The organism is Streptomyces sp. NPDC053665 (assembly GCF_055585285.1).
This window is the reverse complement of record NZ_JBVJKK010000003.1, coordinates 38,381-57,053: the sequence shown is the minus strand read 5'-3', so window position 1 is coordinate 57,053 and position 18,673 is coordinate 38,381. Positions and strand designations below refer to the sequence as shown.

At 71.4% G+C, this 18,673-nt stretch carries 20 protein-coding genes; 7 read left to right on the top strand and 13 right to left on the bottom strand.

Features of this window, described 5'->3' with window-relative positions:
• Positions 1 to 44 precede the first annotated feature (44 nt).
• A complete protein-coding gene (locus ACZ6ZN_RS13170; protein WP_469645804.1) occupies positions 45 to 647 on the top strand; it encodes a rhomboid family intramembrane serine protease in 603 nt (200 codons plus the stop codon).
• On the opposite strand, the gene mqnP is transcribed toward ACZ6ZN_RS13170, so the two are convergent.
• Together mqnP and ACZ6ZN_RS13160 are read right to left on the bottom strand one after the other, a co-directional pair.
• The gene (mqnP, locus tag ACZ6ZN_RS13165) at positions 637 to 1,539 is read right to left on the bottom strand and encodes a menaquinone biosynthesis prenyltransferase MqnP (RefSeq protein ID WP_451877331.1); all 903 of its coding nucleotides are present in this window, start codon (positions 1,537 to 1,539) and stop codon (positions 637 to 639) included. The two genes, ACZ6ZN_RS13170 and mqnP, sit on opposite strands and share 11 nt — an antisense overlap.
• On the bottom strand, positions 1,536 to 2,987 hold the full coding sequence (locus ACZ6ZN_RS13160; protein WP_469645801.1) for a menaquinone biosynthesis decarboxylase: 1,452 nt from the start codon (positions 2,985 to 2,987) through the stop codon (positions 1,536 to 1,538). Before ACZ6ZN_RS13160 ends, mqnP begins: the two co-directional genes overlap by 4 nt.
• Positions 2,988 to 3,054: 67 nt before the next feature.
• Here ACZ6ZN_RS13160 and ACZ6ZN_RS13155 point away from each other — a divergent pair, with 67 nt between their 5' ends.
• From ACZ6ZN_RS13155 to ACZ6ZN_RS13145, 3 genes are all read left to right on the top strand, one after another.
• Positions 3,055 to 3,375, top strand: coding sequence for a PLD nuclease N-terminal domain-containing protein (locus ACZ6ZN_RS13155; RefSeq protein WP_398112133.1), 321 nt, complete (start codon positions 3,055 to 3,057; stop codon positions 3,373 to 3,375).
• Positions 3,376 to 3,445: 70 nt separating this feature from the next.
• Positions 3,446 to 4,078, top strand: coding sequence for a DUF6232 family protein (locus ACZ6ZN_RS13150; RefSeq protein ID WP_451877334.1), 633 nt, complete (start codon positions 3,446 to 3,448; stop codon positions 4,076 to 4,078).
• Positions 4,075 to 4,419: a hypothetical protein gene (locus tag ACZ6ZN_RS13145; protein ID WP_469645797.1), complete on the top strand. Its 345-nt coding sequence runs from the start codon at positions 4,075 to 4,077 to the stop codon at positions 4,417 to 4,419. The genes ACZ6ZN_RS13150 and ACZ6ZN_RS13145 overlap by 4 nt, the downstream gene beginning before the upstream one ends.
• Position 4,420: 1 nt before the next feature.
• Here ACZ6ZN_RS13145 and ACZ6ZN_RS13140 read toward each other — a convergent pair whose 3' ends face one another.
• Positions 4,421 to 4,534: a DUF397 domain-containing protein gene (locus tag ACZ6ZN_RS13140; RefSeq protein WP_398112184.1), complete on the bottom strand. Its 114-nt coding sequence runs from the start codon at positions 4,532 to 4,534 to the stop codon at positions 4,421 to 4,423.
• Positions 4,482 to 5,420 carry a helix-turn-helix domain-containing protein gene (locus ACZ6ZN_RS13135; protein WP_469645796.1) on the bottom strand — a complete coding sequence of 313 codons (939 nt, stop codon included), beginning with the start codon at positions 5,418 to 5,420 and terminating at the stop codon, positions 4,482 to 4,484. The genes ACZ6ZN_RS13140 and ACZ6ZN_RS13135 overlap by 53 nt, the downstream gene beginning before the upstream one ends.
• Before the next feature lie 104 nt (positions 5,421 to 5,524).
• Here ACZ6ZN_RS13135 and ACZ6ZN_RS13130 point away from each other — a divergent pair, with 104 nt between their 5' ends.
• Complete coding sequence (locus tag ACZ6ZN_RS13130; RefSeq protein ID WP_469645793.1) at positions 5,525 to 6,133, top strand: DUF7848 domain-containing protein; 609 nt, start codon at positions 5,525 to 5,527, stop codon at positions 6,131 to 6,133.
• Positions 6,134 to 6,153: 20 nt separating this feature from the next.
• Here the strand turns inward: ACZ6ZN_RS13130 and ACZ6ZN_RS13125 are convergent, their stop codons facing one another.
• Positions 6,154 to 6,540, bottom strand: a complete 387-nt coding sequence (locus ACZ6ZN_RS13125) for a DUF6281 family protein (protein ID WP_469645790.1) — start codon at positions 6,538 to 6,540, stop codon at positions 6,154 to 6,156.
• A 298-nt stretch (positions 6,541 to 6,838) separates the two neighbouring features.
• Here ACZ6ZN_RS13125 and ACZ6ZN_RS13120 point away from each other — a divergent pair, with 298 nt between their 5' ends.
• Complete coding sequence (locus ACZ6ZN_RS13120) at positions 6,839 to 8,251, top strand: condensation domain-containing protein (protein ID WP_398112139.1); 1,413 nt, start codon at positions 6,839 to 6,841, stop codon at positions 8,249 to 8,251.
• Positions 8,252 to 8,333: 82 nt separating this feature from the next.
• On the opposite strand, the gene ccsB is transcribed toward ACZ6ZN_RS13120, so the two are convergent.
• The 7 genes from ccsB to hemL all read right to left on the bottom strand — a co-directional run bounded on the left by ccsB (position 8,334) and on the right by hemL (position 16,091).
• Complete coding sequence (ccsB, locus tag ACZ6ZN_RS13115) at positions 8,334 to 9,413, bottom strand: c-type cytochrome biogenesis protein CcsB (RefSeq protein WP_451877339.1); 1,080 nt, start codon at positions 9,411 to 9,413, stop codon at positions 8,334 to 8,336.
• Positions 9,410 to 11,146 carry a cytochrome c biogenesis protein ResB gene (gene resB, locus ACZ6ZN_RS13110; RefSeq protein ID WP_469645786.1) on the bottom strand — a complete coding sequence of 579 codons (1,737 nt, stop codon included), beginning with the start codon at positions 11,144 to 11,146 and terminating at the stop codon, positions 9,410 to 9,412. The genes ccsB and resB overlap by 4 nt, the downstream gene beginning before the upstream one ends.
• Positions 11,147 to 11,149: 3 nt before the next feature.
• Positions 11,150 to 11,923: a cytochrome c biogenesis CcdA family protein gene (locus ACZ6ZN_RS13105; RefSeq protein ID WP_451877341.1), complete on the bottom strand. Its 774-nt coding sequence runs from the start codon at positions 11,921 to 11,923 to the stop codon at positions 11,150 to 11,152.
• Between the two features lies 1 nt (position 11,924).
• Positions 11,925 to 12,554, bottom strand: a complete 630-nt coding sequence (locus ACZ6ZN_RS13100; protein ID WP_469645783.1) for a TlpA family protein disulfide reductase — start codon at positions 12,552 to 12,554, stop codon at positions 11,925 to 11,927.
• A gap of 66 nt (positions 12,555 to 12,620) precedes the next feature.
• On the bottom strand, positions 12,621 to 13,916 hold the full coding sequence (locus ACZ6ZN_RS13095) for a polysaccharide deacetylase family protein (RefSeq protein WP_469645781.1): 1,296 nt from the start codon (positions 13,914 to 13,916) through the stop codon (positions 12,621 to 12,623).
• Positions 13,917 to 14,064: 148 nt separating this feature from the next.
• Positions 14,065 to 14,778, bottom strand: coding sequence for a histidine phosphatase family protein (locus ACZ6ZN_RS13090; protein ID WP_451877344.1), 714 nt, complete (start codon positions 14,776 to 14,778; stop codon positions 14,065 to 14,067).
• Positions 14,775 to 16,091: a glutamate-1-semialdehyde 2,1-aminomutase gene (gene hemL, locus ACZ6ZN_RS13085; RefSeq protein WP_469645776.1), complete on the bottom strand. Its 1,317-nt coding sequence runs from the start codon at positions 16,089 to 16,091 to the stop codon at positions 14,775 to 14,777. Before hemL ends, ACZ6ZN_RS13090 begins: the two co-directional genes overlap by 4 nt.
• Before the next feature lie 507 nt (positions 16,092 to 16,598).
• On the opposite strand from hemL, the gene ACZ6ZN_RS13080 reads away from it, so the two are divergent.
• Positions 16,599 to 17,036, top strand: a complete 438-nt coding sequence (locus ACZ6ZN_RS13080) for a hypothetical protein (RefSeq protein WP_003974483.1) — start codon at positions 16,599 to 16,601, stop codon at positions 17,034 to 17,036.
• Positions 17,037 to 17,076: 40 nt separating this feature from the next.
• Here ACZ6ZN_RS13080 and ACZ6ZN_RS13075 read toward each other — a convergent pair whose 3' ends face one another.
• Positions 17,077 to 18,624, bottom strand: a complete 1,548-nt coding sequence (locus ACZ6ZN_RS13075; protein ID WP_469645775.1) for an alpha/beta hydrolase — start codon at positions 18,622 to 18,624, stop codon at positions 17,077 to 17,079.
• Positions 18,625 to 18,673: the final 49 nt, after the last annotated feature.

Sequence of the window (18,673 nt, the reverse complement as noted above, 5' to 3'; positions counted from 1 at the left end):
GTGGGCCGTTGCCCGGAGGGGACGAGCGAGCACTGGGGGTCGCCATGTCGGATGCCGGAGCAGGGTGGTCCCACGGCGACCGCGCGCTGACCGCGGGCAGGCTGATGGCGGCCTGGATCGCGCTGTTGTGGCTGCTGGAGGCGGTGGACGCGGTCACGGGCCACGTCCTGGACCGCTTCGGCGTCACGCCCCGCGAGCCGTCGGAGCTGGTCGACGTCGTCCCGTCGGCGTTCGTCCATTTCGGCTTCGCGCATCTCGCGGCGAACACCCTGCCGCTGCTGGTGCTGGGCTTCCTGGCCGCGCTCTCCGGGATCCGCCGCTTCCTGCTGGTCTGCGCACTGGTCGTCGTCGCCGACGGCCTGGGCGTGTGGCTGATCTCCCCGGACGGCACCAACACCGCGGGCGCCTCCGGCCTGATCTTCGGTCTGTTCGGTTTCCTGCTGGTCAGCGGCTTCGTGGAGCGCCGCCCCCTGGGCATCCTGGCCGGCGTCCTGATCGCCGCCGTGTGGGGCGGGTCGATCCTGGCGGGCCTGGCCCCGACGCAGTCGGGCGTCAGCTGGCAGGGCCATCTGCTGGGCCTGCTGGCGGGCGTGGCGGCGGCGTTCGTACTGCGCCGCCGCCCCGCGCCGCCCGTGCTCACACGGTGAGGCCGCGCACCAGCAGGTCGAGCAGCGCGCACACGAACAGCGCGATCCCGATGAAGCCGTTGACGCTGAAGAACGCCCGGTTCAGCCGGGACAGGTCGTGCGGCCGGACGATGGAGTGCTCGTAGACGAACGCGCCGGCGACGATCAGCAGGCCCAGCCAGAAGAAGGCGCCCGCGCCGGTGGCCAGGCCGTACCAGACGAACAGGCCCGTCGTCACGGCGTGGCAGACCCGCGCGCCCCAAATGGCCGCGGGGATGCCGAAGCGCGCCGGGACGGACCTGACGCCGATCTCCCGGTCGGTCTCCACGTCCTGGCAGGCGTAGATCAGGTCGAAGCCGCCGATCCAGATGCCGACGGCGAGACCGAGGATCACCGCGTCCCAGGACCAGGAGCCCGAGATGGCCAGCCAGCCGCCGATCGGGCCCATCGCCTGGGCCAGACCCAGGATGGCCTGCGGGAAGTTCGTGAACCGCTTGCCGTAGGGGTAGACCACCATCGGGACCACGGCGATGGGGGCCAGGGCCAGGCAGAGCGGGTTCAGCAGGGCCGCCGCGCCCAGGAACACGGCCAGCGCGATCAGCGCGCCCGTCCAGGCGTGCCGGACGGACATGGCGCCGGTCACCAGCTCGCGCTGGGCGGTGCGCGGGTTCCGCGCGTCGATCTCCCGGTCGATGATCCGGTTGACGGCCATCGCGAAGGTCCGCAGACCGACCATGCAGACCGTGACGAGCAGCAGCCTGACCCAGTGGATGTTCCCGTCCCACTCGTACATCGCCGTGAGCGCGGCGATGTAGGCGAAGGGCAGCGCGAAGACCGAGTGCTCGATCATCACCAGCCGCAGGAAGGCCTTGGTGCGTCCCGGCTGCGGGATCGCGGCGGAAGCGGAGGTCACAGTCCGTACTCCTTCCAGCGGCGGTCCACCTTCGCCGCCGTCTCCGGGTCCGACTCGACCATGTCCGGCCAGCCGCCGTCGCGCGTGTAGCCCTCCTCGGGCCACTTCCTCGTCGCGTCGATGCCTGCCTTGCCGCCCCAGAACTGCTGGTAGGAGGCGTGGTCCAGATGGTCGACCGGGCCTTCGACGATGCTCAGGTCACGGGCGTAGTCCGTGTTGCCGAGCGCCCGCCAGGCCACCTCGTGCAGGTCGTGCACGTCGCAGTCGGAGTCCACGACCACGATCAGCTTGGTCAGGGACATCATGTGCGCGCCCCAGACGGCGTGCATCACCTTCTGGGCGTGCTTGGGGTACTTCTTGTCGATCGAGACGATCGCGCAGTTGTGGAAGCCGCCCGCCTCGGGCAGGTGGTAGTCCACGATGTCCGGCACGATGATCTTCAGCAGCGGCAGGAAGAAGCGTTCCGTCGCCCGTCCCAGCGGCCCGTCCTCCGTCGGCGGCCGGCCCACGACGATCGACTGGAGCAGGGGCCGCTTGCGCATCGTGATGCAGTCGATCGTCAGCGCCGGGAACGGCTCCTGCGGCGTGTAGAAGCCCGTGTGGTCGCCGAAGGGCCCCTCGGGCAGCATCTCGCCCGGCTCCAGCCAGCCCTCGATCACGACCTCCGCCTGGGCCGGCACCTGGAGCGGGACGGTCTTGCAGTCGACCATCTCGATCCGCTTGCCCGCGAGGAACCCGGCGAACAGGTACTCGTCGATGTCCCCGGGCAGCGGCGCGGTGGAGGCGTACGTCACGGCGGGCGGGCAGCCGAAGGCGATGGCGACCGGCAGCCGCTCGCCCCGGCGCGCCGCCACCTGGTAGTGGTTGCGGCTGTCCTTGTGGATCTGCCAGTGCATGCCGATGGTGCGCTTGTCGTGCCGCTGGAGCCGGTACAGCCCGAGATTGCGGACGCCGCTCTCCGGGTCCTTGGTGTGGGTGAGCCCCAGGTTGAAGAAGGAGCCGCCGTCCTTGGGCCAGGTGAACAGCGCCGGGAGGAGGTCCAGGTCCACGTCGTCCCCGGTCAGGACGACCTCCTGCACGGGCCCGTCCTTCACCTTCTTCGGCGGCACGTGTGTCATCGCGCCGAGCTTGCCGAAGGCCTCGCGCACGCCGACGAACCCGTGCGGCAGCTCGGGCTTGAGCAGCCCGCCGATCCGCTCGGAGATCTCCGCGTACGACTTCAGGCCCAGGGCCTTCAGCAGCCGGCGGTCCGTGCCGAACACGTTCATCGCGAGCGGCATGCTCGACCCGCGCACGTTCTCGAAGAGCAGCGCCGGGCCGCCGGACTTCTGCACCCGGTCGACGATCTCCCCGACCTCCAGGTACGGGTCCACCTCGGCCTTGATGCGCTTGAGGTCGCCCTCGCGCTCCAGCGCCCTGAGCAGGGAGCGAAGATCGTCGTAAGCCATGGGGTCCAGTATCCCCGAGCGGCTACGCTGGCCTGGAACCACCCACCGCTTTGCTGAGAGGCCGCGCATGCTCCGGGTACTGATGTTCCTCGTGCCGCTGGCGCTGAGTGTGTACGCGTTCATCGACTGCATCAGCACCAAGGACGACGACATCCGCCACATGCCCAAGCCGCTGTGGGCGATCCTGGTGCTCCTGTTCCCGCTCGTCGGCTCGATCTCCTGGCTGATCGCCGGCAAGAGGCGCAGCCCCGCCGCCGACGGCTGGTCCGGCGCCCGCGCGGGCCGCTCGCGCCAGTGGGTCGCCCCCGACGACAACCCCGACTTCCTGAAGTCCCTCGACGAGGACAAGAAGAAGGACGACGACCCCAGGCGCCCGGACGAGTCCTGAGCGGCCCCGGGGGCTTTCGGGAAAGGGGTTGCCCGCGGGCACGCGCATGGTCGTCAATGGTGCTCACATCGTGACCACCGGCCTTCAGAAGGACGCCATGGAGACCCAGCAGCCACCAGGGCAGTGGGACGTGCCGCCCCCGCCCTCCACTCCGCCGCGCAGCGTGACCGACGTCGAACTGCGCGTCCACAACCGCCTGTTATGGGTCGGCGGCGCGGCCTACCCACTGCGCAACATCGCCCGGGTGTACACGTTCACCCTCCACCCCAAGCGCAAGGAGGCGGTCGTCCGCTTCCTCGCCCGCACGGGCGTCACCCTGGCCGCGGCGGTCGGTCTGTCGATCGTCGCCGGTCTGACCGTCCTCGCCGACGAGTCCACGGCGAGCGGGCTCCTGACCTTCGTGTGGCTCGTCGCCGGCGCGGCCCTCGTCTACTTCTTCGTCGACATGCTGTCGGTGCTCACGGCCCAGTCGCACTACGTCCTCGCGGTGGAGACGGCCGGTCCGTCCACGGCGATGGTCACCAGCCACAACCCGCAGCACCTCGACCAGCTCGTGGGCTACGTGGCCGGCGCCCTCGAGAACCCCGACACCGAGTTCCGGGTGACCGTGGAGCGCCTGACGATCAGCTCGCCCACGAACTACCACTTCGGCGACAACGTCAACATGTACGGCGGCAGCGGGAACACGGGGATCGCGGCATGAGCGGCAACAACTACTACTACGGCGACAACGTCTCGATGCACGGCGGCAGCGGCAACACGGGCATCATGAAGAACGGCGGCGCGGGCGACACGGACCCCGCGCTGCGGCTGGCCCTCGCGGAACTCCTGCAAGGGGTACGCGAGTTGCGCGAGCAGCTGCCGCAGCCCAGCGTGCAGCTCATAGACGAGTCCCTGCCGGTCCTCGCCGCCGACGCCGCACCCCCGCAGGAGCGGCACCGCGCGCTGCTGGCCGTCGCCGCGATCGCCGCGGCCGTCGGGGCGGTGGGGCAGCCGGTGGCGGAGGCCGCGAACCGGATCCTCCAGATGCTGGGCGGGCAGTAGGTCAGCGCACGGAACCGAGGAACGCGGACCAGGCGGACCGGCCTACGACCAGGACCGGTCCGTCAGGGTTCTTGCTGTCGCGCACGGGGACGGTTTCGGGGAAACCGGGGGCTATTTCGATGCAGTTGCCGCCGTTGCCGTCGCTGTAGCTGCTCTTGACCCAGGTGAGCTCGTTCCGGTCCATGATGCTCGTACCTTTCCATCGTCTGGTGGATCAGAGCGGCGGACTCGGGAGCTGACAGGGCGTCCGCCCTGAGCACATCATAGAACTGGTTATAGCGCTCGTAGAGGGCTGGATCGTTCGTGAAGTGGCCACGGTTGAGCGACTCCGAATACAGCCAGTGGCGTCCTTCGGGCAGCGTGATCAGGGACATGGAGCCGCTGGGGCGGACGATCTCTGCGGGCCCGGCGGGGGCGACCTGGATGCGGATGTTGGGACGCCGCGCGACGTGGAGCAGGTGGGCGCACTGCTCTCGCATGACAGCCGGACCGCCGACCACGTTGCGCAGACAGCTCTCGTCGAGAACGACGACGTACAGCGGACCGCCATCGGCGAGGAAGCGCTGCTGTCGGCTCAGTCGGGCCCGCACGCGTTCCTCCAGCTCCAAGCCGCTGACATAGCGCGAGGACAGCGCCCGGGTGTAGGACGCGGTCTGCAACAACCCCGGCATGACCCGCTCCTGGTACTCCCGAAGGGTCACCGCCTCCTCATCCATCTCGGCGCGGCGGCGGAACCAGTCGGGGTGCTCCACCTGCGGATACCAGTCGATCTTCGCCCACAGGCGCTGCAACACCCCACCCGTGCCCAGCAGTTCGTCACACGCCTTGGCGAACGTGTCCTGCGGAACCCTCGTACCGCCCTCGACCCGCGCCACATGGGAACGGTCGCAAGGGATCTGCCGTGCCAACCCCTCCTGGGTGAGCAGCGCCGCCTCGCGGAAATGCCGCAGCACCTCCCCGAACACCGCCGCCGTGCTCGCCCCGCCGTTCTGTCGGCTCACCGCTCCCCCTTCGTGACAGTGCTCCGGTGTCACACGCCAAGCATTGAAGCGGACCGTTCCCCTGCGCGACGCTCGATACACCCAGAGTGACGGAGGTGCACGGAATGGAACCGGGAACGCTCGTCTACGACCCGCGGACGAACAGGGTCGGCGAGTACCAGGACAGGACCGGCCCGTATGTGATGCTGCGCCCGGTCGGCGGCGGCCGTGAGTGGCAGGCGGATCCGGGGAGCATCAGGCCGGCGACGCCGGACGAGCGGCTGAGTGCGGGAGTGCGGGCCGTCAACGACCGGTCCAGGGACGGGCTGTCGGCCGACCCGGCGCGGCCTCCGCTGCCGGTGCGGGGGTGCGCGGTGTGCGAGGAACTCGCCCTGCGGCGCGACCGGGCGCGGGCCGCCTTCGACGGCAGCGCGGTGACGGATGCCAACGTGCTGCTGCGCCAGCACCAGCGCGAGGAGCACGGCGGGGAGGCGTCGGCCGGCCGGCGGGTCTTCCGGTACGTGCCGTACACGATCGTGCAGGACCCGTCCGCCCTGCCCGAGTACGAGGCGCGCTGCGTCTCGGGCGAGGAGGCGGACTGCGGGGCGGGCTCCGGGGTCCGCTCGGCACCGGCCGAGGTCGAGGAGTGGCAGCGCAGGCACACCCAGGAGACCCGCCACCTGCGGTACCGCCGCTGCTTCGCCGACTACGCGGTGCTGGAGCGGCAGCGCTGACGCGCGGGGGCCGCGGCCCGTCAGGGTCCTTCGAGCAACCTGCTCAGCCGAGGCGGGAGTCGCCCGCCGGAGTCGGCGACGACGAGGCGGTACGCGCCGGGCTCCTCGGCCACCGCGACGGCGACGGCGGGGTCCACGCCCCGCACGGCGAAGGCCGTCACCGGGGCCGGGCCCTCCCCGTCGTCGCCGTCACCCGGGGTGTCGTCGCACGCCGGGCGGGTCGCGGTGCCGAGCCGCTGCCCCACCGGCACGTCGGTCGCCACGCGGTCGACGTACCGGCGACCGTCGTAGTCGACGACGTACGCGCAGGACGCCTCGGCCTGCGCGCCGCCCTCCGGGGACGGCGCGCAGGCCGCGGACAGGGCGGCGACCGCGGCCACGGCCCACGACAGCAGCGGTGTCTTCATGGGTGCGTCTCCTCCTGGAGCCTGCGCTCCTCCGTTGCGGCCGACGCAACGAGGACGCGGCGGGGCCCGGGAACGTTCGGCCTCCGGGCGCGCCGTTGCGATCGCCAAGCGAGCGGCGCGCACCGGGCCGCTGATCGGAGGAATGGGCCGATCCGTCAACGTCGCACCCCGCTCGGGGCCCGTATCGCCGTTCGAGGTGCCATCCGTTCCATTGAAAAGGGGCGACACCCGGTGTGAGCGGTGGCTTCGTCGGCATTCCCTTGGTCGGGTCTGTCCCAACTGCGAACGGAGACGCCCCGTGCGAATGAGTGACATCCAGCGTTGCGACGTCCGGCCCGGACGGCTCGTCGAATGGACGCTCAGTCCGGCGACCGTCGCGACGGCCAAGGCCCTGCCGGAGGACTCCAGGCCGCCCGCCTACATCCAGGAGTCCCACCTGCGCACGGCACGGACCGTGCGCGAGGACGGCCTGTTCGTGCCGACCTGGATCGGCGCGGCCTTCGACCTGCCCGGCCGGGCCGACCTGGACGCGCTCGGCGAGGCGCTGCGCGACTGGACGCTGCGGCACGAGACGCTGCGCAGCGGCTTCCGTTGGGCGGGCGGCCCCGGGGACTCGCTGCGCCGCTTCACCCTCGACGCCGACGCCGTGGCCCTGCACCGCGAGGACGCCGGGGAGTTCACCGACCCGGCGGACCTCGCACAGCACCTCCAGGACCGCTTCGACACCACGGCGGACGCGCTGCGCTGGCCCAACCTCATCTACACGGCCGTCGTCCGGGACGACTCCACGAGCGTCTACATGGCCTTCGACCACAGCAACGTCGACGCCTTCTCCATCTACCGCATCCCCGCCGAGGTCCACGAGCTGTACGCCGCCCACCTGGCCGGTCACGCCCCGCCGCAGCCGCCCGTCAGCAGCTACGTCGACTTCTGCGAGGCCGAGCGGGCGAACGCCGACAGCATCGACGCGGACCACGAGATCGTCGCCCGCTGGCGGGAGTTCATCCGGCGTTGCGACGGGCGGCTGCCGAGCTTCCCGGTCGACCTCGGGCTGGAGCCCGGGGGCGGGCTGCCGGCCCAGAAGCTGATGCGCGAGATGCTCGTGGACGCGGAGACGGCCGCCGCGTTCGAGGCGTACTGCCGTCCCTACGGCGGCTCCCTCGTCGGCATCCTCGCGGCGACGGCCCTGATCGTCCACGAGATCGGCGGCGAGCCCGTCTACCGCACGGTGGTGCCCTTCCACACCCGGGCGAAGTCCGCCTACTCGGACTCCGTGGGCTGGTACGTCGGCGGCGCGCCCATCGAGGTGCCGGTCGCCGGGACGCCCGACTTCCCCGACGTGCTGAAGACCGTCCGGGCCGCCCTGCACGCCACCCGGCCGCTCGCCCGCATGCCGCTCGCCCGGGTGCTGCGGCTGCTCGGCGCGGACTTCCGGCCCACGTCCCCGGACATGTACTCCATCGTGTCCTTCGCCGACGCCCGCGACACCCCCGACTCCACGCTCTGGGCCGAGCGCAACGCCTACGGCCTGATCCGGGTCTCCTACGGCGACCAGGTCTGCGCCTGGCTCACCCGCCTCCACGAGGGCCTGTGGTTCGCGGCCCGCTACCCCGACACGGACGTGGCCCACAAGAACCTGCGGCTGTACACCGACCGGCTGCGCGACATCGTCGTCTCCGTCGCGGACCACGCCCCGCGCCCCGGGCGGTGAGGGTCCGCCCGGCGCCGCGCGTACGGCGAAGGCCGGTTCCCGCAGCCTGTGGCACGGGAACCGGCCTTCGCCGGTGCGAGGCTCAGACGCCCGCGTAGGAGTGCTTGCCGGAGACGAAGATGTTGACGCCGTAGTAGTTGAAGAGCCAGCAGCCGAAGGCGATCAGGGCCAGGTAGGCGGCCTTGCGGCCCTTCCAGCCGGCCGTGGCGCGGGCGTGCAGGTAGCCGGCGTAGGCGACCCAGGTGATGAACGACCAGGTCTCCTTGGGGTCCCAGCCCCAGTAGCGGCCCCAGGCGTCGCCGGCCCAGATGGCCCCCGCGATGATCGTGAACGTCCACAGCGGGAAGACGGCCGCGTTCACCCGGTAGGAGAACTTGTCGAGGGAGGCGGCGGAGGGCAGCCGCTCCAGGACAGAGGTCGCGAAGGTGCCCGGCCTGCCGCCGCCCGCCAGCTTGGTCTCGTAGGAGTCCTTGAACAGGTACAGGATCGTGGCCATCGCGCCCACGTAGAAGACCGCGCCGCAGAAGATCGCCGTGGAGACGTGGATGTACAGCCAGTAGGAGTGCAGCGCCGGGACGAGCTGGTCGCTGGCGGTGTAGAGGACCGTGACGGCCAGGCCCAGGTCCAGCAGGACCGCCGTGATCAGGAACAGGCCGAGCCAGCGCACGTTCTGCTTCAGCGCCAGCAGACCGAGGTAGACCCCGACCGCGACCGTGGAGAACGTGATGTTGAACTCGTACATGTTGCCCCACGGCGCCCGCTCCACCGAGGCCGCGCGGGTGACGACGCCGCCCAGCTCGATCAGGAACGCCAGCACCGTCAGGGAGATGGCGATGCGGCCGTACAGGTCGCCCTGCTCGTCGCCGCCGTGCGCCCCGGGCCCGTCCGGCACGTCCCGCTGCCCGGCGGCGGCCCGCACGGTGACCTTCGGCCGCTCCAGCACAGTGGTGCCGCCGGCCTTCTTGACCGTGACGGCCGGCGCCTTCCCCGCCGCCGGGTCCGCCGTCAGCGCGGCGGCCGTGCGGGCGACCTTGCTGCGGCTGCCGAAGAGCCACTCCGCGATGTACGCGAAGAAGGCCAGGGTGTAGACGGCCATCGAGGAGTAGATCAGCACGTTGCTGATCTCCGCGAGGTTTTCGTTGGTGGCGGCGGCGAGAGTCACTGCTGCTCAGCCCCTTCGGCGGGTACGGGGTTTTCGGTGCCCGGCTCCTGACCGGGGCCGGGGGAATCTGCGGGGTCGGGCGCGCCCGGGGCCTGCTCGTAGAGCTCGCCGGCGAGGTCGCCCAGTTCCTCGGGGACCTTGGCGGACTCGCTGCGGCCGAGGCCGGCCATCTCGACGACCGTGACGCCGTCGGCGCCGCGGACCGCGCGCACCCAGACGCGGCGGCGCTGGATGAACAGGGAGGCCGCCAGGCCGCCGATCGCGGCGAGGGCACCGGCGAGGGCCCAGCCGCTGCCGGGCTGCTGCACGACCTGGAAGCCGGCCCACTCCTTGACGTCCTTGCCGACGGTGACCGAGCCGGCGCCGTTCGGGAGCTTCATGGTCTCGCCGGGCCGCAGCAGCTTCTTGAACAGCTTGCCCTTGGAGTCCTTGAACTCCTTCATGTTCTTCTTGTCCATCTGGTACACGCTCTGCGGGATGCCCGAGTCGGTTCCCAGGTCGCCGTGGTAGGCGGACAGCGCGAGCACCGGGTGGTCCAGCGCGGGGAACTGCGACAGCATCGTGCCGCTGGCGGCCCCGCCGAACGTCGGAACGAAGAACGCGTTGAAGCCGAGCTGCTCCTTCTCGCCCTGCGGGTTGCGGTAGCCGTCGAGGACCTTGACGACACCGGAGGAGGTGACGTTCGCGTCCAGCGGCAGCAGCGGCACGGCGTCGTCGAAGACCACCTTGCCCTTGCCGTCGCGGACCGTGATGACGGGGGCGTAGCCGTGGCTGACGAGGTAGACCTTGGAGTCGCCGATCTCCAGCGGGTGGTTCACCTCGACGGTGGTCTTCCGCTCCTCGCCGTAGGCGCCCGAGCTGTAGGTCAGGTCGGCCTGGTAGACGCGCGGGGTGCCCTTGTTGGGGCCGGTGCGCTCGTAGGTGCCGGTGAACTTCTTCAGGTGGAAGCTGAAGGGCACCAGGTCGTCGGAGCTGAAGAGGCTGCCCGACTTGAAGTCGTCGTACTGGGTGAGGGTGTTGGAGAAGCCCTGCCCCTCGACGATCAGCTTGTTGCCCTCCGACTTGTACAGCTGGCCCCAGGCGAAGGCGACCAGCATGACGATCAGGGCGATGTGGAAGGCGAGGTTGCCCACCTCGCGCAGGTAGCCCTTCTCGGCGGCGACGGCGTCACCGGCGAGGTGGGCGCGGAAGCGGCGCTTCTTCAGCAGCGCGAGGGCCGCCTCGCGGACCTGCTCGGGTTCGGCCGTGGTGCGCCAGGTGGTGTGCGCGGGCAGCCGGGTCAGCCGCCTGGGGGCGCCCGGCGGGCGGCCGCGCAGCTGGCCCACGAACTGCCAGGTGCGGGGCACGATGCAGCCGATGAGGGAGACGAACAGCAGGATGTAGATCGCGGAGAACCACACCGAGCTGTACACGTGGAACATGCCGAGCTTGTCGTACACGTCCGACAGGGTGGGGTGCGCCTCGCGGAAGTCGGCGACCTTCGTCTCGTCCTGGCCGGTCTGCGGGATCAGCGAGCCGGGGATCGCGCCGAGGGAGAGCAGCAGGAGCAGCAGCAGCGCGACCCGCATCGAGGTGAGCTGCCGCCAGAACCAGCGGGCCCAGCCGATGACGCCCAGGGCGGGGAGGTTCGGCGCCTCCTCCTTGGGGGCGGTGGACAGCTGGGAGCCGGCGGCCCCCAGGTCCTGGTCCTCGGCGGCGGAGGGGGCCGGGTCGGAGGCGGTGGTCTTGCTCATCGATCAGATCCCCACAGTGAAGCCGTCGGACCAGACCTGCATCTCCTGCACGATGCGGTCCCACGCGCCGGTCAGCAGCAGCAGACCGGTCACGATCATCATGATGCCGCCGACCCGCATCACCCAGACGTAGTGGCGCTTGATCCAGCCGAAGGCGCCGAGGGCCTTGCGGAAGGCGACCGCGGCGAGCACGAAGGGCACGCCCAGGCCCAGACAGTACGCGACGGTCAGCACGGCCCCGCGACCGGCGCTGCCCTGGTCCGAGGAGAGCGCGAGCACCGAGGCGAGCGTGGGCCCGATGCAGGGGGTCCAGCCGATGCCGAACAGGGCGCCGAGCAGCGGCGCGCCGGCCAGTCCGGCCACCGGCCTGCGGTGGAAGCGGAACTCGCGCTGGGTGAACCAGGGCATCAGGCCCATGAAGAAGACACCGAGGACGATCATGAGAACGCCCAGCACCTTCGACAGGACGCTCCGGTACTCCTGGAGCTCCGCACCGAAGTAGCCGAACAGCGCCCCGGACGAGACGAAGACGACGGTGAAGCCGAGCACGAACAGCGAGGCACCCGCGGCCATCCGGCCGCGCCGGGCGTCGGCGAGGTCGGTCCCGGCGACCCCGGTGACGTAGGAGAGGTATCCCGGCACCAGCGGCAGGACGCACGGCGAGAAGAAGGAGACGAGCCCACCGAGCAGGGCGATCGGCAGAGCCACCAGCAGGGCGCCCTGAAGGACGGTGCTGTTGGGGTCGGCGACCGCGGCGAGCGTGGTGACGGCGCTCACGTCACTTCTCCGCGACGACCGGCTCGAGCATCTTCCGCAGGCGTTCCTCGCTGAGCGCGGACAGCGAGCGGGCCGCGATCCTGCCGTCCCGGTCCAGGACGAGCGTGGAGGGGATGGCCTGCGGGTTGAGCGTGCCCTTCTTGAAGCGCAGCAGCAGCCTGCCGGTGGGGTCGTAGAGGCTGGGGTAGGTGATGTCCCAGTCCTTCTCGAAGGCGAGGGCTGCACCGGTGGAGGTGTCCCGCGTGTTGATGCCGACGAACTGCACGCCCTTGCCGGAGTAGGCCTTGGAGACCTTCGCGAAGTTCTTGGCCTCGGCCCGGCAGGGGTTGCACCAGGAGCCCCACACGTTGAGGACGACGACCTTGCCCTGGTAGTCGGCGACGTCGAGCGTCTTGCCGGCGATGGTCCTGCCGGACAGGTCGGGCGCCTGTGCGCGCTCGCCCCGGGCGACCGTGGCGATGCCGTCGGTGCCGGTGACGAAGTTGGTGTTGCCGCCCCCGCCGGAGGTGCCGCCGGAGCCGCACGCGGTCACGAGCAGCGCGGTCGCGGCGAGACCGGCGGTCAGCGCGGCGTTACGGCGGACACGGCGGGCGCGGTTCGAGCCCAGGGGGGCACGGCTGGCGGCACTCATGTGAAAAGTTTCGCATGCCCGTTCAGAGGCTCTCGCCCACCCCCCTTGCGGGCGGAAAACCGCATTTCAGGCGGCGTTCTGCGAGGCCTTGCCGCTCGGCGGGGACGCCGGGGAGGTGAACTCCCGCCAGCCACCGGCCGGCTGCTGCCCGACGCCGAGCGTGCGGAGCCGGTCGAGCACCTCGGGCTTTTGCACGTCGAGCCAGTCGGCGAGCTGCCGGAAGGAGACGAGACGCACATCCGCGCCCTTCTCCTTCTCCCGTGCGATGTGCTTGAGCGCCGCCTCGACGGCGTCCATGTAGATGCCGCCGTTCCACTCCTCGAAGTGGTTGCCGATGAACAGCGGCGCCCGGTTTGTCTCGAATGCCCGCTTGAATCCCTGGATGTACGCCTGGGCCGACTGCTTCCGCCAGCCCGGGTAGTTGTGCGCGGGGGCCTTGGTGGAGTTGAGGGACTGGTTGGCCAGCATGTTGTAGTCCATCGACAGGACCTCGAAGCCGCGGCCGGGGAACGGTATCTGCTGAAGGGGCAGGTCCCAGACACCCCGGCGCTTGGCGGGCCAGACCTGGAGGCCGCCGGGCGAGGAGGCGTCGTAGCGCCAGCCCAGCTCGCGGGCGGTGGGCAGCAGGTTGTCCTGGCCGAGCAGGCAGGGGGTGCGGCCGCCGACGAGTTCCCTGTCGTAGTCGAACGGCAGCGACGGCAGGTCGGTCCAGCCGGAGTTGGTGCGCCACTCCTTGACGAAGGACTTCGCCTGGTCGATCTCGCTGCGCCACTGCGCCGGCGTCCAGCTCTTCACCGAGCCGTGGGACTCGCCGCAGAAGTGCCCGTTGAAGTGCGTGCCGATCTCGTGGCCCTCCAGCCAGGCGCGCCGGACGTTCTTCAGGGTGTCCTTGATGTGGGCGTCGGTGAGGTAGCCGATGTCGGAGGCGCCGCGCGGGTTGTTCGGCGGGTTGTACAGGCGCTTCTTCGACTCGGGCAGCAGGTACAGCCCGGACAGGAAGAAGGTCATGCTCGCCCCGTGCTCCTTGGCGAGGTCCAGGAAGCGCGGGAAGAGACCGTTGCCGACCTCGCCGGCGCCGTCCCAGGAGAACACCACGAACTGCGGCGGGGTCTGACCCGGCTCCAGCGGCCGCGGCTTGCCCGGCTGGTGGGGCTGGGGGCCGGTGAAGGCGGTGGAGCCGTCGCCGATCGGCCGGGCGGCGGGCTTGGGCTTCGCGCGGCCCTGGGCACGGTCACCGCCCCCGGAACCGCCGGTGCGGCCGTCGTCGTCCGACCCCGTGAGGCCGCCGCAGCCGGCCATCGAGACGGCGGCCGCGGCACCCGCGCCGAGTCCGAGCATTCCCCTGCGGGTGAGTGGGCGCATGGCATCCCCGATCGTCACGTTCTCTGGTGGTCACCCACTCAGAGGCCGTGACGAACAGGGAGGTTCCGCCAAGATGCGCAGATTCCGTAACGAAACAGTCGTAAACGATCAGGAATCGATCCGAAAAGATCGGACCGTGGTCCGGTGCCTACGCTCCGACGCCCTTGCTCTGGCCCTTCACCGGCCGGGCACCGGCACGCAGGTGCGGCGGGACCAGATCGCGGGCCGGTTCCGAGTAGCCGACCGAGACGATGCGGTCGCCGCGGTACGTGAACGTCGTCAGGGAGGCGAGGGTGCACTGGCGCCGGCGCGGGTCGTGCCACAGCCGCCGCCGCTCGACGTAGGACCGGACGATCCAGATGGGCAGCTGATGGCTCACCACGACCGCCTCGTGCCCGCGGGCCCGGTCCTTTGCGGCGCCCAGCGCGCTCATCATGCGCACCACCTGGTCGACGTACGGCTCGCCCCAGGACGGCCGGAACGGGTTGACCAGGTGCTTCCAGTTGTTCGGCTTGCGCAGCGCACCGTCGCCGACGCCGAACGTCTTGCCCTGGAAGATGTTCTCGGCCTCGATCAGCCGCTCGTCGGTCGCCAGGTCCAGCCCGTGCGCCTTGGCGATCGGCTCGGCCGTCTCCTGCGCCCGCTCCAGCGGCGAGGCGACGACGTAGGTCACGTCGCGGCCCGACAGGTGCTCGGCGACCCGGTCGGCCATGCGCCGGCCGAGGTCGGAGAGGTGGTAGCCGGGAAGCCGCCCGTAGAGGATGCCGTCCGGGTTGGCGACCTCGCCGTGCCGCATGAGGTGCACGACGGTGAGGTCGTCGTCGGTCTCGGTGGTCATTCCGTTGTCCGTCCGCTCGCTCATGCCGTCGCCTCCGCCGCCGCGCGGGCCGCCGCGGGAAGGGCGTCGGCGATGCGCTGCACGGCCCGTTCGTCGTGCGCGGTGGACACGAACCAGGACTCGAAGGAGGACGGCGGCAGGTAGACGCCGGCGGCCAGCAGCGAGTGGAAGAAGGCGGTGTAGCGGAAGGACTCCTGGGCCCGGGCGTCGTCGTAGTCGCGCACCGGCCGGTCGGTGAAGAACACCGAGAACATGTTGGAGGCGCTCTGGAGCCGGTGGGCGACGCCCTCCTTGGTGAGCGCGTCGGTGACCAGGCCCTGGATCTCCCGGGAGACGGCGTCGATCTTCGCGTACGCCGCGTCGTCCAGGAGGCGGAGCTGGGCGAGACCGGCCGCGGTCGCGACCGGGTTCCCGGAGAGCGTGCCCGCCTGGTAGACGGGCCCGGCCGGGGCGAGGTGGGCCATCACGTCCGCGCGACCGCCGAAGGCCGCGGCGGGGAAGCCGCCGCCCATGACCTTGCCGAAGGTCATCAGGTCCGGGACGACGCCGTCGACCCCGAACCACCCGGCGCGGCTGGTCCGGAAACCGGTCATGACCTCGTCGGAGACGTACAGGGCGCCGTTCTCGGCGCAGACGTCCTTCAGGCCCTGGTTGAAGCCGTCGGCGGGCGGGACGACGCCCATGTTGCCCGGAGACGCCTCGGTGATCACGCAGGCGATCTCGCCGGGGTGGGCCCGGAAGGCCTCCCGCACGGCGTCGAGGTCGTTGTACGGCAGCACGATCGTGTCGCCGGCCTGGGCGCCCGTGACACCGGGGGTGTCGGGCAGCGCGAAGGTGGCGACGCCGCTGCCGGCCGCGGCGAGCAGCGAGTCGACGTGGCCGTGGTAGCACCCGGCGAACTTGATCACCTTGGTGCGCCGGGTGAACCCGCGCGCGAGGCGGATCGCCGACATGGTCGCCTCGGTGCCGCTGGAGACCAGCCGCACCTGCTCCAGCGGCGCGACCCGGGCGACCATCTCCTCGGCGAGCGCGACCTCGCCCTCGCCGGGCGTGCCGAAGGACGTGCCGCGGGAGACCGCGTCCTGCACGGCGGCGATCACCTCGGGGTGGGAGTGCCCGAGGATCATGGGCCCCCAGGAGCAGACGAGGTCGACGTACTCCCGCCCGTCCGCGTCGGTCAGATAGGGGCCGGTGCCGGACACCATGAACCGCGGCGTGCCGCCGACGGCTCGGAAGGCCCGCACCGGGGAGTTCACGCCGCCGGGCGTGACGGCCGCCGCGCGGTCGAACAGAGCCTGCGAGGCCGGTGCTTCATACGGATATGCGAGTTCGCTCATGACCTGCGACTTCTCCGACCTTCTCCGACGTTGTCGGGCTCCGGGTGCCAGTGACCTGTTCAGGGTAGGCCAGGGGGGCCGCGGGCCGGGGCGTGGGACAACCCGGTCCCGGGGGCCCCGGCGTCTGCGAGACTGGTCCCTGATACACACAGCTCGAACGGCCCGGCGTGGTCAGAGGCTGCGACGGTCCCGCGGACGGATGTTTCAGCGCACGTTTCGGCGTGCGGCCGTGGGGGAGGTCACTGACACGATGATCGGGTTGCGCGGCGGGGGCGACGCGTCCTAGAAAAGCAGTCGGGTGGAGATATGCATCGCGGTGGCGGACTGGGCGAGGGGACTGATGACCTGGGTCCTCGACGTGCCCGTCGGGGCAGGCACCGGCGCGAGGCGGAGGACACGCAGGAACCACGTCGGACGCAGGGCCGGCCCGATGAACCGGAGCGCCTCGACGGACGTACTGAGGGCCAGGCGGACGATCTTCGGGCGGGGAGCAGGAATGGTGGTCGGGTGGGGGTGACGTACAAGTACTTCGGCGCGCCCGACGGCGCGACCGCGGCCCGCGTCCCGATCTCGATGCGCCCCGAGGAACTCGGCGGCGACGAACTCGGCATGAACGGCATGTTCACGAAGATCAAGCCGGAGACCATGGCCGCGATGGTGCTCACCGGCATCGAGGGCGTCCCCCTGCACAAGGTCCCTCCCCTGGAGCTGGTCGTCCTGCACCCCGACTACGCGGTGGTCAAGCTGCCCATGACGGTCGTCGACCCGCTGCGCGGGATCGGCGAGGAGGCCGTGGGCGCGGCGGCCTTCATCTGGTCCACGGTCCCGGACCGCGGCGGCCCCCGCGACGCGTTCAACGTGTACCAGCTGCTGCACGAGTGGCAGGACTTCAGCCACCGCCTGCACGAGGCGGGGCACCAGCCGTACTGCCTGGTGTGGCCCTGAGCCACTGAGGTGCCCGGCCCTCGCCGGGCGGTGTACGGGCTCAGGACATGGTGCCCCGGCACACCGTTCCGGTGGCCGGGGTGCGGCCCGTGCGGAGGTAGGTGTTGACGGCCTCCATGACGCAGCGGTTCTGCGGGTAGGTGCCGTGGCCCTCCTCCTCGGCCGTCAGGAGCACGCCGACACCGTCGCCCAGGGCGCGGGCCATGCGGCGGGCGCCGGGGTACGGGGTGGTCGGGTCGCCGGTGCCGCCGACCACGAGGACGGGGGCCGCGCCGTCGGCGTCCACCCGGGGCGTGACGCGCTCTCCGTCGAACGGCCAGTCGTAGCAGAGGTAGACGCCGGCGGACCAGGCCGCGCCGAAGACGGGCGAGGCGGCCTCGACACGGCGCGCGTCCCGTTCCAGCCCGTCGAAGTCCCGGCGCAGGCTGGAGTCCGCGCAGGTGATCGCGGTCAGCGCGACGCGGCTGCCGTCCGGCGGGGCCGCCCCGCGGTCGGCGCTGCCCGTGGCGGCCGCGCCTTCGTCCAGCGGGGCGCCGTCGTTGTGGTCGATCAGCGCGGTGAGGGCCTTGGCGAGCGTCGGCCAGCCGTCGGTGCCGCGGGTGAGGTGGTCACCGACACGGTGCGCGAGGTCGTCGGCGTCCAGTTCCCTCCCGCCGCCGGCCGGGGCGGGCTTCTTCTCCAGGCGGTCGGCCAGCCGCGCCATGCGCCGCGCGGCCTCCTCGGGCCCGTCACCGGTCGGGCAGCGGCGGACACGGGCCGCGCAGTGCGCGGCGAACCGGTCGAACGCCGCCTGGACCGCCTCGACCTGCGACACCTGCTCCTCGCTGAGGTCCTCGGTCGGGTCGACGGGCGCTTCGAGGACGAGCCGCCCGACGTGCGACGGGTGCAGGTGGGCGTAGACCGCGCCGAGCGCCGTTCCGTACGAGACCCCGAAGTAGTGCAGCCGCTCGTCGCCGAGGAGGTAGCGCATCAGGTCGAGGTCGCGCGCGGTGTGCGAGGTGCTGATGTACGGGAGCAGCGCCCGGGAGCGCTCGGCGCAGGCGCCCGCCCCTCCCTGGCCGTCCGCGGCCTTCCCGCAGCGCAGGGGGATGGTCGCGCCGACACCTCGCGGATCGAAGGAGACCAGGTCGTAGCGGTCGAGGAGCGGCTCGTACTGGTTGATCCGCTCGGGCAGTCCGCGCACGCCGGACACCCCGGGGCCACCGAAGTTGAGGACGAGCGAGCCGATGCGCCGGGCGTTCGGGCCGGTGGCCTTGCGGCGGATCAGGGCGACGTCGATCGTCCTGCCGTCCGGTTTCCGGTAGTCCAGAGGGGTCTTCATGACGGCGCAGTCGTAGCCGGTGCGCGCGGCGGGCGGCGAGGTGCAGCGGGACCAGTGCAGGCGCTGGCCGGTGGTGAGCGCGGCGGGCAGACCGGCGGGCGGGTTGTCCGCGGTGAACTCCGTGCGCGGCTCGGCACTGCGGCCGGGGGCGTCGCGCTGGAGCCAGGCGCCGACGGCCCCGATCGCGGCGAGGAGGACCCCGGCGAGGATCAGCGCACCGGCCGACAGGCCCGGCCTGCGGTTGCGTATCGGATGTGCGTCACTCATCGGAACCCCCCGCGCTGCCGCCCCTGGACGCCCGCCCCGTGCGCGCCTG